This is a genomic window from Streptomyces sp. SM18, from assembly GCF_002910775.2.
In the GTDB taxonomy this organism is placed as follows: Bacteria; Actinomycetota; Actinomycetes; order Streptomycetales; family Streptomycetaceae; genus Streptomyces; species Streptomyces halstedii.
Window position 1 is genome coordinate 4,125,997 of sequence record NZ_CP029342.1, and the last position, 13,438, is coordinate 4,139,434.

Genomic DNA, 13,438 nt, shown 5'->3' on the forward strand with positions numbered 1-13,438 from the left:
GGCCCGTCAGTCACCCTGCTCGTCGGCGAGTTCGGCGACGCCCGTGATCCGGTGCAGCGGATAGGTGCGGACCTCGTCGGCCGTGTGGTCGTACGCCGTGACGAAGCCGCCCTCGACCTTGACGGGGGCGATCACGCGCTGACTGGCCGCCCCGTCCGCGTTGACGTAGCCGATCCATACCGTGGACCCGGTCATCGCGGCCGCCTGGACGGTGGCCAGGGTCTCCGCCGCCGTCGTACGCGGCAGGGTGCCGGCCGATGACGGGGCGGGGTCGTCCCCGGCGTCCCCGGCGCCGGCCTGGACGGCCCGTGCGGCCGTGTCACCGGCGCGGACCGCCCGTACCGCGGCGGACAGCAGGGTCGCGTCCGGGACCGGCGGGCCCTCGGGCACGGGGGCCGGGGCCGTGCGCGGCGGGGTGCGGCGGGCGCCGGCGCGGGTGATCAAGACATCGCCCTCGGCGGACTCGGCGGCCGGGGCGTACCCCATCTCGCGCAGCGCCTCCAGCAGCGACGCCGGGTCGGTCCGCGCGGACAGCACGGTCGGCGCGAGGCGGCGCAGCCGCAGTCCGGCGGAGCGCTTGTCGGCCAGGATCTCGTTCAGGACGGCCTCGTCGTCGCAGCGGACGTAGGCCGAGGCGGCGCCGATCCGCAGATGGCCGTGGCGGCGCGCCACGTCGTCGATGAGGTAGCTCAGCGGCTGCGGCACCGGCGTACGGCTGTGCGTGGCGAGGAAGGCGTGCAGGTCGGAGGCGGCCTGCCCGGCGTCCAGGGCGCGGCGTACGGAGCCGGGGGTGAAGCGGTAGACCGTCGCCCCGCCCTTGGACTCGACGTCCGCGAGCACCGACAGCGTCTCCGCGAGCGGGCGTTCCAGCGGTCCGGGTGCCACCGCAGTCAGGTCGGCCTGGAGCAGCACGTGGTCCAGGGGTTCGGGGATCAGCGGGGCGAGCCGGGCGGAGGCCTCGCGGGGGCCCTCGTCGAGCAGGGCGCGGGCCTGCGACGAGAGCGCGCCGCGGCCGGTGACGCCGAGCAGTTCCGCCTCGTTCACCGTCCACAGGGCGATCCTGGACCGCAGGTCCAGGGTCTCGCCGGACGCCGCCGACGTGCCGGGCGCGGGCGTGCGCAGCGGGCGTTCCCACCGCAGCCGGGTGAGGAGGGCCTGCGGGTCGGGGGCGGTGCCCGCCGGGAGCGCCGCGAACAGGGCCAGCACCCGGCGGCGTACCTCGGGTGCGGCCGACCGGTCCAGGTCGGGGCCGAGCGCGGAGAGCGCCCGTCCCTTGGCGTCCTGGCCGCCGACCAGCCCCGCGGTACGGGTGGCGGCGAGCCAGGCGGTGGCGAGGTGGGTCCAGCGGTCCTGGGCCGGGCGCTCCAGCCACTCGTCGTACGCCGGTGTCGCCGCGTACCGCTCGTCGGTCTCTCCATCGGGGGCCAACAGCCCGGCGGTGTAGGCGAGTTCGACCCAGAAGGCGGCGATCGGCTCGGAGACGTCCAGGGCGTTCGCGGTCCGCTTGAGCTCGCGCACGCTCAGGCCGCCCGCGCGCAGGATGGCCGGTCCGCCGTTGTTCCAGAGCTTCAGCAGTTCCTCGATCGTGGACAGCGCGGTGAAGGCCTGACCGGCCGCCGCCCTGTCCACAGCCTGGGGATCGCGTTCGGCCGCCGCCGTGACGGCCGGGGCCACGGGTTCCGGTACGCGGTGGGCGCGGCCGGCCCGCAGGTGCAGCGCGGCCTCCCGCGGCAGGACGACGGTACGGGTCGAGACCGGCAGCAGCAGCCCCCGGTCGCGCAGCCACCGCACCGGCGGCGCGGGGTTGGCGGTGACCTCCCCGTACGGCGGGCCCCACACCAGGCGGTCCAGCACCGCCAGGGCCTCGACCGGGGCGGTGTCCAGCAGGGCGGCCATCCGCGTGCGGTCGGTGAACAGGTCCGTCAGCGCGGCGACGGCCGAGACCGGGTCGTGCGTGGCCGGCAGCCCGGCGGCGGCCAGGATCTCCTGGAGCCGGCCCGGTGACATGCCGGGGGTGGCCTCGGCGACGGTCGGACCGAGACCGGTGGCGGAGGGGTGCTGGGGGGACGGGGCGAGCAGCTCGCGTGCCGTGCGGACCAGGTGCAGGGCCTCGTCCTCGCCCCAGACGAGGGCCTGTTCGCGCAGGGCGTCGAGGGCCCCGGGCAGTGCGGCGGTGATCGCCGCCCCGGTGCCGTCGCGCCCCTCGCCGTCGTCCTGGCCGTCACCCGTCAGGAGCGCGAGCAACGTGGCGTACGGAGCCGGGTCCGGCGCCACCGCCAGGGCCTGCGCCGTCTGGAGGGCGAACCGGTCCAGGTGCTCCAGCGCCCGTACGACGGAGGCCCGCGTCCCGGCCCGTGTGGCGAGTTGCGTGATGTCGTTCGGCACGGGACTCAGCAGGTCGGGGCGGGCACGGAGCAGCCCTGCCAGCGATGCGTCGCCCCGGGCGCGCAGAGCCTCGGCGAGCGTGCGCGGTGGTGTGGTCGTCCCCATCCGTCCCACGGTAGCCGCTGGAACGCTACCGTCGGGGCAGGGCGGGTGGAGGGAGAGCCAACGCGTGGGGATCGAGAGCGACCAGCTTGTCTACGACTATCTGAGCCGGGTCGGTGACCTGGCCCAGCAGCAACAGCTGTCCTCGGGCACCCGGATGAGACTCGTCTCGACGCTCCGGGGCGAGATCGACCGGCAGCGCGGCGGGGAGGCCGCGGACTCGCTCGCCACGGTCCGGCGCATCCTCGGCCGGCTCGGCGCGCCGGACGAACTGGTCGCCGCGGCGGCGGAGTCGGGCGACGGGACGGTGGTGACGCCGTCGCCCCGGACGGCCGCCGCCGACCCCGAACCGGCACGGTCGCGCGGGGTGCCCCGGCCCCGGCTCGGGATGTTCAGGAAGGATCCGGGGCGCGCGGACCGGGCCGACGGGGACGCGGGGCGTGCCCGTCCGGCGCCCTGGACCGTGGGGGCGGGCGACGGTACCGCCAGGGCACCGGCGGGCGCGGCGGACGGCACTTCCGCCGCGCCGGACGGGGTGTCCGCCGGGCCGGACAAGGCTTCCGCCGCCCCGGACACGGAAGAGGCCGGGGCCCCCTGGCCGTCGGCGTCGGCACCGCACATGCTCGGCCTGGGGCAGTCGGGCGTGTCGGAGGGTGAGCCGGAGTGGTGGCGGATCGAACCCGGGCCCTTCGGCGAGAACGCGGGCCCGGCGGGCGTGTCGGGCGCTCCGGAGATGAGCGTCCCGGGGTTCGTGGGCGGGCTCACCCCGGAACTGCTGAGGCCGCCCCGTCCGCCGAAGGAACCGGTGGAGGCGCCGGACGCCGCCGAGGCGGAGGAGCCCGCCGCGGAGGCGGCCCCCGCTCCCGCGCGGAAGTGGCCGAGGCTGCGCCGCCGTACCCCGGGAGCCGACGCCCCCGCCCGCAGGCTCCGGCTCTCCCACCCGCTCCTGCTGCTGGCGGCGGCCCTGCTGGTGGCCGGGGCGGTCATGGGGTCCTGGCTGGCGCTCGCGGGCGGCTGGGTGCTGGCGTACAGCTCCCGCAAGTTCTCCCGCACGGAGGCGAAGTGGGTGGCGCTGGGCCTGCCGGGTGTGGTGGTGGCCGGTGCGGTCGTCTGGCTCTGGGGCCGCATGGACGGCCGCTGGGGCGCCCCGATCGCGGAGGGCGCGCTGGGGGACGCGATGGCGGACGTATGGCCGGGAGTGGTCCGTACGGCGGCGGTGGCGTCGGCGGTGTACCTGGTGTGGCGCTCGCGGCGACTGCCGGGGTGAGGAGCGGGAACCCCGGCCGAGGCGGGGCGGCGGGGGCGGGTTCCGGGCCCCGCGCGCCTCGTTCCCCGCGCCTGGTTCCGCCCGGTTCCGGGCCCCCGCGTGCCCGGCTTCATCCGCGTCAGATGTCCTGGGCCCGCAGCCGCTCCTCACGGGTCCTGACGACCCGTAACCGATCCGGTCGCCGCGACGTCCACCGGTCCGGTCCGTACTCCGGCCGCAGCACCCACGTGGTGCCACCGCGTACGTCCGCGACGATGCCGCGCCGGTCGGCGTCTTCGTCGTGGATCAGGTCGCCCACCCACGCGCGCTGTTCCTGTTCGTCGGTCATCCGGATTCCCCTCCGCGCAGCTCGGCCCACACCTGTTTCCCCCACGGCAGCGGTTCGGTGCCCCAGGCTTCGGCCAGCTCTCCCACGAGCGCGAGGCCACGACCGCTCTCGCCTTCCAGGACCGGCTCCCCGCGCACCGGCCGGGCTTTGGAGAAGTCCACGACACCGATGCGGACGCGTACCGCCTCCGGGCGATCGACGACGATCCGGATGGATCCCCGCCGCGCGTGCTGCACCGCGTTGGAGACCAGTTCGGAGACGATCAGCGCGCCGTCCTCGGCCAAGTCGTCCAGGTCCCAGGCGGCCAGTGCCACACGGACCAGGCGCCGGGCGGTCGCGGCGCTTTCCGGCAGGCGCGGCAGGGTCTCGCTGTACCCGGGGTGCCCGGTCGGGCGGGCTCGCGCCACAGGTTGCGGCATATCGGTCTGCTTTCTCGGATCGGCCGAGCCCCGAGGCGGTCGCACGGCCGCCGGGGCGCTGTCCGCTCATGAAATCGACATGCCGGGGGCGCTGACAGGGGCGCAACGTCCTACTTTCACCACGCTATTCGCTGACACCCAAAAACTCGGCCAAGGCCCGCAGGCCCGGTGGGTGGTTGGGCAGGGCCCAGAGGTCACGCACGACGGCCACGGCCAGCGTGTGGTGCCGCATCCACGTCGGTGCCACACGGCGCAGCGACTCCAGGGTCTTCACCGCTCCGGCCGCGTCGCCGGTGTCCGTGTGGGCGCGTGCCACGTCCAGCAGGAGCCATGTCCGCCAGGACGGCGGTGTGTCCTTGCTCAGCCGCATTCCCTTGGCCAGAGCCAGAGCGTCGTGCGGATGCCCGTACTGGACCGCGAGCCGGACACGTTCGATGCGGACCGACGAGGGGCTGAAGACGCTGACCATACGGTTGTCGCCACCGGCGGGCAGCTTCGCGACGCGGGCGGCTTCCTTCTCCGCCGTTTCCATCATCGCCGCCGCGCGCTCGTAGTCGCCGCTCCGCGCGGCGGACGTGGCGGCGCTCATGGTCAGTGCGCCCCACACCTTCAGGTCGTCGGCCGTGTCGGTACGGCCCGCGTCCGCCATGGCGTCGGCGGTACGGAGCGCGATGTCCAGCGCGTCTTCCAGGCGTCCCTGCCGCTGGTACGTCCACGCCGTGGAGTTGACGATCATCGGCAGGAGCAGCGGATCGGAGGACCGTCCCGCCGCGTCTGCCGCGCGCTCCAGGCTGATGAGGGCGAGGTCCGTCTTTCCCATCCGCACGGCGACATGCCCCGCGAGCTGAAGTGCCTTGCCCAGAGCCGCGAAACCGGCCCTGCGGTCGTCGTCGCTTCCCGAGGTCGTGGCGGAACGCGCGTCCGAGATCACGTCCGGCAGCGCTTTCATCACCGTGTCGAACTCGGCGGAGTGGTATTGGGTCCAGCCCTCCGCGATCTGCTCGCGCAGCCGCTCCGCGGAGAAGCCGGGGCCTGGAGGCCGAGGCTCCGGACCCGGAGCGGGCATGATCGCACGGCGTACGGCCACGAAGCGCGGTCCGTCGTTCTCGCCGGAGGAGGCGACCGCGGGCGGGTCACCGAGAAGCGTGGTCAGCTCCACGCCGAGACCGTCCGCCAGCGCGTGCAGTGTGGGGAGGCGTGCCGAGTGCTTCCGTCCCTGTTCGAGCTGACGGATCACATCGACGGACACGCCGGACCGCTCGGCCAGTTCCTCTTGCGTCAGGGAGGCCAGGCGGCGCAAGCGGCGCAGGGTCCGTCCCAGGTCTTCGTTTGCCACGTCGCCAAGGTACGCCCGCCACCACGAGCGGGGAGAATGCCGAGCGCGTCGGCCGCAGTTGGGCGCGCGGGCCGGAGCCCGCCAAAGAGACAGCCCCCCGGCCACCCGGCCCGGCCGACCCGCGTTCGTTCGCGGGGCGGCCCGGCCACAGGTGGTGTCACTTCGTCAGGTCCGCCTGGAGTTCGTCCAGGATCTTGTCCGCCGCCGTGTAGCCGATGCCCTGGATCCACAGTTCGTCGTCCACCGCGAACACCCTGCCGTTCTTCACCGCGGACATGTTCTTCCACAGCCCGCTGCCCACGGTCCGCGTCTCCTTGGACTTCTTCGCGTCCCCGTACGTCGAGTGGAAGACGACGTCCGCGTCCGCCAGGTCGATCTTCTCCGGGCTGACGTCGTACGAGAAGCCGTCCTTGGCCTTGTCCACGATCGCCGGCCGGCCGAGGCCCACGTCCGCGAGGATCGTCGCGATGTAGTTCTGCCTGCCGTAGACGCGGATGTCCGCGCCTTCGACGAAGCGCACCATGTTGACCTCGGTGCCCGCCGCCTTCTCCTTGCCGCCGAGGGCCTCGGTGACCTTCGCCGTGTGGTCGGCGTAGGCCGCGATGACCTTCTCGGCCTCCGGTACCTTGCCGAGCGCGTTGGCGTGGGTCTGGAAGTTCTCCTTCCAGGTGAAACCGGTGTTCTCCGTCATCACCGTCGGCGCGATCTTCTTCAGCTCGTCGTACACGTCGCCGTGGCGGACCTTGCTGGTGAGGATCAGGTCGGGCTTGAGGGCGGCGATCGACTCCAGGCTGGGTGTCATCATCGCGCCGACGTCCTTGATGCCCGCGACCTGGTCCTGGGGCAGGTAGTTCAGGAAGCCCGAGTCGACGTCCGCGTGCGTCGCCCCGACCGGCTTCACCCCCAGGGTGAGCGCCGAGTCCAGCTCGGCCGTGTCCAGGACGACGACCCGCTTCGGGGCGACGGGGACCGCCACGTTGCCCATCGCCGTGGCGACCATGTGCGTCGTGCCGCCCGTGGAGCCGCCGCCCGACACGGGGCCGGTGCCGGAGTCGTCGGAGTCCGACGATCCGCAGGCGGAGAGCGCCAGGGCGGTCGTCACGGCGAAACAGACGGCGGCGAGGGAGCGGCGGTTGCGGAGGTGACCGGTCATGTCAGGGTGCCTTTCGGGGAGAGGGGGCGGAGGGCTTCCAGGGCGCGCCCGGCACGACGAGCGGCGAGCCCGTCACCGGATCGGGGACGACCACCGCCTCCAGGCCGAACACCTCGCGTACGAGGCCGGCGGTGACGACGTCCTCGGGGCGGCCCTCCGCCACGATCCGGCCGGCCTTCATGGCGACCAGGTGGTCGGCGTACCGGGCCGCCTGGTTGAGGTCGTGGAGCACCGTCACGACGGTCCGCCCCCGGGTGCCGTCGGCCGCCGGGGCGGCGAGCTTGCGCACCAGGTCCAGGACCTCCACCTGGTGCGCGATGTCCAGATACGTCGTCGGCTCGTCCAGGAGCAGCAGATCGGTGTCCTGGGCGAGGGCCATGGCGATCCACACCCGCTGGCGCTGACCGCCGGAGAGCTCGTCCACCGACCGCTCGGCGAGCGCGGTGACGTCCGTCCGTTCCATGGCCTCGGTCACCGCCCGCTCGTCCGCGTCCGACCACTGCTGCCACCAGTGCTGGTGCGGCTGGCGGCCGCGGGCGACCAGGTCGGAGACGGTGATCGCCTCGGGCGCCACCGGGGTCTGCGGCAGCAGTCCGACCGACTGGGCGATCTTCCGCGTGGGTATCCGGGAGAGTTCGGTGCCGTCCAGGAGGACCGATCCACCCGCCGGTTTCAGCAGCCGGCCGAGCGCCCGCAGGGTGGTCGACTTGCCGCAGGCGTTCGGGCCGACGATGACCGTCACCCGTCCGTCCGGGACGGCGAGGTCCAGCTCGTGGACGACGGTGCGGTCCTCGTAGGCGAGGGTCAGCCCACGGGCGGTGAGCCGGCTGGTCACGGTGTCCGTGGCGGTGCCGGGGCCGGTCGTCTTCATGCGTTGCCTCCACTGCGGCCGCCGTGACCGCGGATGATCAGCCAGATCAGGTACGGGGCGCCGACCGCCGCCGTCAGCACGCCCACCGGCAGTTCGGTCGGCGAGAAGAGCCTGCGGGCCAGCAGGTCGCCGAGGACGACGACGACCGCCCCCAGCAGCGCCGAGGACAGCAGGGGGATCTGCGCCGTACGCGTCATCCGGCGGGCGATCTGCGGGGCGAGCAGCGCCACGAAGTCCACCGGCCCGGCCGTCCCCGTCGCCACCGAGGCCAGGACCACGCCGAGGGCGACGAGCCCCAGCCGTACACGGCCGAGCCGCACGCCGAGCGCGGTCGCCGTGTCGTCGTCCATCGAGACGGTGCGCTGCGCCCGCGCCGCCCACAGCACGGCGGGGAGCAGGACGAGCAGGGTCCAGCCGATCGGTGCGGCCTCGTTCCAGCCGCGGCCGTTGAGCGAGCCCGTCATCCAGATCTGGGCCTGCTGGGCGACCAGGTAGTCGCCCTTGGTCAGGAAGAGGGTGGTCACCGACCGCAGGGCGACCGCGAAGCCGATCCCGATCAGGACGAAGCGGGTGGCGTGCAGCCCGCCGCGCCACGCGAACACGTACACCAGCACCGCCGCGAGGATCCCGCCGAGGACGGAGAGGTACGGCAGGACGGTGTACGAGGTGACGCCGAAGGTCATCGCGCCGACCGTGAGCGCGCCCGCGCCCTGGCTGACGCCGATGATGTCGGGGCTGGCCAGCGGGTTGCGGGCGACGGTCTGGATCAGCGCCCCGGCGACACCGAAGGCGAGGCCCACGAGCAGCCCGACGACCATGCGCGGCAGCCGCAGGGTGCCCACGACCAGCTCGTCGGGCGACGGCTGCCCCAGGACGACCTTCACGACCTCCGTGGGTGCCACGAAGCTCTCGCCGACGCAGAGGTAGGCGACGCAGAGGGCGGCCAGCAGCGCCGCGAGCCCCAGCGAGACGAGGGCCGAGCGCCGGTGGAGCAGGAAGCGGGCCCGTGCCCCGATCCGTACGACGCCGTAACCGGCGGGGCGGACCGGGACCTTCCGTGCGGGTACCGCCGTGTCCGTGCTCACGCGGGCACCGCCTTCCGGCGTACGAGGGCGACGAGGAACGGCACCCCGATCAGGGCCGTCATCACCCCTGCCGGTACCTCGCCCGGCGGGAGGACGATCCGGCCCACGACGTCGGAGACGAGGAGCATCACGGGTCCGATCAGGGCCGCCATCGGCAGCACCCAGCGGTGGTCCCCGCCGACGATCGCGCGGGCGATGTGCGGGACCGCGAGGCCGACGAAGGCGATCGGCCCGGCCGCGGCGACCCCGGCGCCGGTCAGCACCGTGGCCCCGATCCCGCCGACGATCCGTACGGCCGCGACGTTCTGGCCGAGGCCCTTCGCCACGTCCTCGCCCAGCGCCAGGGCGTCGAGACCGCGCGCCACGGACAGCACGAGCACGGCCCCGACCAGCAGGAACGGCCAGATCTGCTGGGCGACCTGGGTCTCGCGCCCGGCGATGGACCCGACCTGCCAGAAGCGGAACTCGTCGAGTGCGGACGCCTTGGTGGTGAGCACCCCCATGGTCACCGACACCAGCAGCGCGTTGATCGCCGCGCCGCCCAGCGCCAGCTTGACCGGGGTGGCACCGCCGCGCCCCCGGGCGGCGACGGCGTACACGGCGACGGCCGCGACGGCGGCCCCGGCGAACGCGAACCAGACGTACCCGCTGAGGGTGTGGATCCCGGCGTAGGCGATGGCCAGGACGACGGCGACCGAGGCGCCCTGGCTGATGCCGAGGATGCCGGGGTCGGCGATGGGGTTGCGGGTGATGCCCTGGAGCGCCGTACCGGCGAGGGCGAGGCCCGCGCCGACCATCAGCCCGATCAGGGTCCGGGGCACCCGCATCTGGCGGATCACCTCGGCGGCGTCCGAGTGCCCGCCGTGCAGCAGGGCGTCGAGGACGGCGGACGGGGCGATGGTCCGGGCGCCCACGGCCAGACTGAGCAGGACGGCCAGGACCAGCGCGAGGGCTGCCGCCGTTGTCGCGAGTGCGCGTCTGGAGAGGCGGGGTGCGGCGGGGGCCATCGGAACCAATCGGGTGTGCGAGGACGAGCAAGGTAAGGCTTGGCTGAGTCTATGCGCGGCCTGTCCGGGGGCCTCCTCTGCCCCGCGACCGCACCGCCGGGCCGCGCTCACGGGGGACCGGCCGCGCTCACGGGGACCGAGCGCCGGGCTCACGGGGACCCGGCTGCGCTCACGGGGGACCGAGCGCCGGGCGCCCGTACGGCCCGTCCCGCATCAGACCGGGGCTCGGCACAATGGCCGTATGCCCTCACACCCTCTGACGGTCGGTTTCGACCTGGACATGACGCTCATCGACTCCCGTCCCGGCATCAAGGCGGCCTATCTGACCCTGGCGGAGGTGACGGGGGTGACGATCGACGCCGACCTGGTCGTGACCCGGCTCGGCCCGCCGCTGGAGGACGAGCTGGCCAACTGGTACCCGCCCGAGAGGGTCGCCGAGGTCGCCGACCTGTACCGGGGCATCTACCCGGAGCGGGCGATCACCCCGACGACCGCCCTGCGTGGTGCGCGGAAGGCCGTCGAAGCCGTCCAGGCGCTCGGCGGGAGGGCGCTCGTCGTCACCGCCAAGTACGAGCCGAACGCCAAGCTCCACCTCGACCACCTCGGCCTCGCACCGGACGTCCTGATCGGCGGCCTCTGGGCCGAGGGCAAGGCGGAGGCGCTCCTGGAACACGGCGCGCGCATATACGTCGGCGACCACACCGGGGACGTACGCGGAGCCCGCGCGGCGGACGCCCTGTCGGTCGGCGTCACCACGGGACCGTGCGACGAGGCGGAGCTGCGGACCGCCGGCGCCGACGTGATCCTGCCAAATCTCACCCGGTTCCCGGCCTGGCTGAAGCGCTGGCACGCACGCGGCGCGGCGGTCTGACGGGCCTCCGTCAGCGGGTGGCGGCGCGCTTCGGTGAGCTCTTCCAGACCGAGCGCACCACCCCCGCGGCGGCGATGAGGAAGCCCAGTCCCATCAGCATGCACACCGCATAAGCCGCGGACGGGAACGGATCGGTGCCCAGGAACAGCGGGGCGACGGTCACCAGGGTGGCCAGCGCGCCGATGAAGAAGACGATCGCGCCGACCTGGACGAGCCGGTCGCCGGCGCCGGAAGGAGTAGTACTCACCCGGCCAGGGTAGTTCCCAGCTCGGCGGAGCCGTTCGGCGACGTCTTGTCTCCGGCCCCTGGGCCACTAGCCTTGGACGTGGCGGGTCACGGGACCCGCTGTACTGCTATCCGGAGCCGGTTCGCGGCTCTCCCGCCCCACCGACGAGTACGAGGACGAGGACAGACGTGCCCACGGGTAAGGTCAAATGGTTCAATTCGGAAAAGGGCTTCGGCTTTCTTTCGCGCGACGACGGCGGCGACGTCTTCGTCCACTCGTCCGTACTCCCGGCCGGTGTCGACGCCCTCAAGCCCGGCCAGCGCGTCGAGTTCGGCGTGGTGGCGGGGCAGCGCGGTGACCAGGCCCTCTCCGTCACCGTCCTGGACCCCACCCCGTCGGTGGCCGCGGCGCAGCGGCGCAAGCCGGACGAGCTGGCCTCGATCGTGCAGGACCTGACGACGGTGCTGGAGAACATCACGCCGCTGCTGGAGCGGGGCCGCTACCCGGACAAGGCCGCTGGCGCCAAGATCGCGGGCCTTTTGAGGGCGGTCGCGGACCAGCTCGACGTCTGACGCGCGCCGGACGGACGTGGCCCGGCCACCGGACGTACGGCCCCGCCGGGGAGGACACCGACACGGGCGATCCCCCCGACGGGGTGACGTCCCGGCGGGGCGTACGGCCTCGTCGGAGTGACGGCCCGCCCGGACACGGCCCGCACGAGGCGCGCCCGCACGAGGCGCCCGTCAGCGGCCGGTGACCGTCAGCGCGTCCGGGGCCAGCGGCGGGACGAGGCCCTCGGCGGCCGCCCGCGTCAGCAGGCCCCGGACCGCCGCGTAGCCGCTCTCGCCGAGGTCGGCGGTGAACTCGTTGACGTACAGCCCGATGTGCTGGTCGGCCACGGCCGGGTCCATCTCCTGGGCGTGCTCCAGGACGTACGGGCGCGAGCGCTCCGGGTCGTCCCAGGCCATCCGTACCGAGGCGCGGATCGTCTCCGTCAGCCGCTTCAGCGTCTCCTCGCCCAGGGACCGCTTGGCGATGATCGCGCCGAGCGGGATCGGCAGCCCGGTGGTGGACTCCCAGTGCTCGCCCATGTCGGCCAGGCTGTGCAGGCCGTAGTCCTGATACGTGAAGCGGGCCTCGTGGATCACCAGACCGGCGTCCACCAGGCCGTCCCGCACGGCGGGCATGATTCGGTCGAACGGCATGACGACGACCTCGCCCACGCCGCCGGGCACCACCTCGGCCGCCCAGAGCCGGAACAGCAGGTAGGCGGTGGAGCGCTCGCTGGGTACCGCCACGGTCTTCCCGGTCAGGTCCGCGCCCGGCTCCCGGGTGAGGACGAGCGGCCCGCAGCCCCGGCCCAGCGCCCCGCCGCACGGCAGCAGCGCGTACTCGTCGAGGACCCACGGCAGGACGGCGTAGGAGACCTTCAGCACGTCGAACTCGCCGCGCTCGGCCATGCCGTTGGTGAGGTCGATGTCCGCGAAGGTGACCTCGGGGGCGGGCGCGCCGGGGACCCTTCCGTGCGCCCAGGCGTCGAAGACGAAGGTGTCGTTGGGGCACGGCGAGAAGGCGATCCGCAGCTCGGGCGGTATGCCGTCGGCGGTCTCAGTCACGGTGCGGGGCGCGGTGTCGGTCGAGTCGGTCATGGGTCCAGCCTTCCACTACGGGTACGAGCTTCCCGAACGCCCCGGTGAGCGCGGCCAGCGCCTCGCCGATGCGCCAGGCGTCCCGGTCGCGGGGCCCCACGGCGTTCGAGACGGCCCGGAACTCCAGCACCGGCACACCGAGCCGGGCGGCGGCCTCCGCGACGCCGAAGCCCTCCATGGCCTCGGCGACGGCTCCGGGGTGTGCGGCCAGCAGCGCGGCGGTGCGGGCGGCGCTCCCGGTCACGGTCGAGACGGTGAGCACCTGGCCCGGCACGGCCCCGGTGGCCTCCGCGACCTCCCGTACGAGCGGGGCGGGCGGCACGAACCGGTCCCTGCCGAAGCCGAGAGAGGTGACGGGCACGAAGCCGTCCGGGGTCTCGGCGCCCAGGTCGGCGGCGGCGATCACGTCCGCGACGACGAGGGAGCCGACCGGTGCGGCGGGGGCGAAACCGCCCCCGATGCCGGCGGAGACGACCAGGCCGTACGGCTCGTCGGCGGCTGCCGGGCCGGTGGGCGAGGAGGGGGCCGAGGCGAGGGCGAACGCGGTGGCCGCCGCGGCGGCGGCCGGTCCCGCACCGCCCGCGACCACGTCGAAGGGGCCCGCCCGGTGCAGTTCGGCACCGGGCACCGCGCGGACGCGCGGCGTCCCCGCGACGGCGCGTGCGACCGCGTCCCGTTCGGCCGGGACGGCGGTCACGACGAGCACCCGCACGGCGACGCTCCTGGTGGATCGGTGGTT

At 74.1% G+C, this 13,438-nt stretch carries 14 protein-coding genes; 3 read left to right on the forward strand and 11 right to left on the reverse strand.

Annotated elements, in window-relative coordinates:
* Positions 1-6 precede the first annotated feature (6 nt).
* A complete protein-coding gene (locus B9S64_RS18710) occupies positions 7-2,490 on the reverse strand; it encodes a helicase C-terminal domain-containing protein (RefSeq protein WP_109492068.1) in 2,484 nt (827 codons plus the stop codon).
* A 64-nt stretch (positions 2,491-2,554) separates the two neighbouring features.
* Here B9S64_RS18710 and B9S64_RS18715 point away from each other — a divergent pair, with 64 nt between their 5' ends.
* Positions 2,555-3,754, forward strand: coding sequence for a hypothetical protein (locus tag B9S64_RS18715; RefSeq protein WP_109492069.1), 1,200 nt, complete (start codon positions 2,555-2,557; stop codon positions 3,752-3,754).
* A gap of 118 nt (positions 3,755-3,872) precedes the next feature.
* Here the strand turns inward: B9S64_RS18715 and B9S64_RS18720 are convergent, their stop codons facing one another.
* The 7 genes from B9S64_RS18720 to B9S64_RS18750 all read right to left on the reverse strand — a co-directional run bounded on the left by B9S64_RS18720 (position 3,873) and on the right by B9S64_RS18750 (position 9,953).
* A complete protein-coding gene (locus tag B9S64_RS18720) occupies positions 3,873-4,082 on the reverse strand; it encodes a hypothetical protein (protein ID WP_103489056.1) in 210 nt (69 codons plus the stop codon).
* Positions 4,079-4,501, reverse strand: a complete 423-nt coding sequence (locus tag B9S64_RS18725; RefSeq protein WP_103489057.1) for an ATP-binding protein — start codon at positions 4,499-4,501, stop codon at positions 4,079-4,081. Before B9S64_RS18725 ends, B9S64_RS18720 begins: the two co-directional genes overlap by 4 nt.
* A 124-nt stretch (positions 4,502-4,625) precedes the next feature.
* Entirely contained in the window at positions 4,626-5,837 is a 1,212-nt protein-coding gene (locus tag B9S64_RS18730; protein WP_103489058.1) for a helix-turn-helix domain-containing protein, read from the reverse strand.
* Between the two features lie 157 nt (positions 5,838-5,994).
* Positions 5,995-6,990 (reverse strand): ABC transporter substrate-binding protein, encoded by a 996-nt coding sequence (locus B9S64_RS18735; protein ID WP_103489059.1) that lies wholly within the window; start codon positions 6,988-6,990, stop codon positions 5,995-5,997.
* A 1-nt stretch (position 6,991) separates the two neighbouring features.
* Positions 6,992-7,861 carry an ABC transporter ATP-binding protein gene (locus tag B9S64_RS18740; protein ID WP_103489060.1) on the reverse strand — a complete coding sequence of 290 codons (870 nt, stop codon included), beginning with the start codon at positions 7,859-7,861 and terminating at the stop codon, positions 6,992-6,994.
* Positions 7,858-8,946, reverse strand: coding sequence for an iron chelate uptake ABC transporter family permease subunit (locus B9S64_RS18745; protein WP_030624806.1), 1,089 nt, complete (start codon positions 8,944-8,946; stop codon positions 7,858-7,860). The genes B9S64_RS18740 and B9S64_RS18745 overlap by 4 nt, the downstream gene beginning before the upstream one ends.
* On the reverse strand, positions 8,943-9,953 hold the full coding sequence (locus B9S64_RS18750; protein ID WP_103489061.1) for an iron ABC transporter permease: 1,011 nt from the start codon (positions 9,951-9,953) through the stop codon (positions 8,943-8,945). Before B9S64_RS18750 ends, B9S64_RS18745 begins: the two co-directional genes overlap by 4 nt.
* Positions 9,954-10,194: 241 nt before the next feature.
* Here B9S64_RS18750 and B9S64_RS18755 point away from each other — a divergent pair, with 241 nt between their 5' ends.
* The gene (locus tag B9S64_RS18755; RefSeq protein WP_103489062.1) at positions 10,195-10,824 is read left to right on the forward strand and encodes an HAD family hydrolase; all 630 of its coding nucleotides are present in this window, start codon (positions 10,195-10,197) and stop codon (positions 10,822-10,824) included.
* Between the two features lie 10 nt (positions 10,825-10,834).
* Here B9S64_RS18755 and B9S64_RS18760 read toward each other — a convergent pair whose 3' ends face one another.
* Entirely contained in the window at positions 10,835-11,071 is a 237-nt protein-coding gene (locus B9S64_RS18760; RefSeq protein ID WP_103489063.1) for a hypothetical protein, read from the reverse strand.
* A 167-nt stretch (positions 11,072-11,238) separates the two neighbouring features.
* On the opposite strand from B9S64_RS18760, the gene B9S64_RS35430 reads away from it, so the two are divergent.
* On the forward strand, positions 11,239-11,622 hold the full coding sequence (locus B9S64_RS35430; RefSeq protein ID WP_028439436.1) for a cold-shock protein: 384 nt from the start codon (positions 11,239-11,241) through the stop codon (positions 11,620-11,622).
* A 171-nt stretch (positions 11,623-11,793) separates the two neighbouring features.
* Here B9S64_RS35430 and B9S64_RS18770 read toward each other — a convergent pair whose 3' ends face one another.
* Together B9S64_RS18770 and B9S64_RS18775 are read right to left on the reverse strand one after the other, a co-directional pair.
* Positions 11,794-12,699 (reverse strand): 1,4-dihydroxy-6-naphthoate synthase, encoded by a 906-nt coding sequence (locus B9S64_RS18770; protein WP_103489064.1) that lies wholly within the window; start codon positions 12,697-12,699, stop codon positions 11,794-11,796.
* A complete protein-coding gene (locus B9S64_RS18775; RefSeq protein ID WP_103489065.1) occupies positions 12,659-13,411 on the reverse strand; it encodes a futalosine hydrolase in 753 nt (250 codons plus the stop codon). The genes B9S64_RS18770 and B9S64_RS18775 overlap by 41 nt, the downstream gene beginning before the upstream one ends.
* Positions 13,412-13,438: the final 27 nt, after the last annotated feature.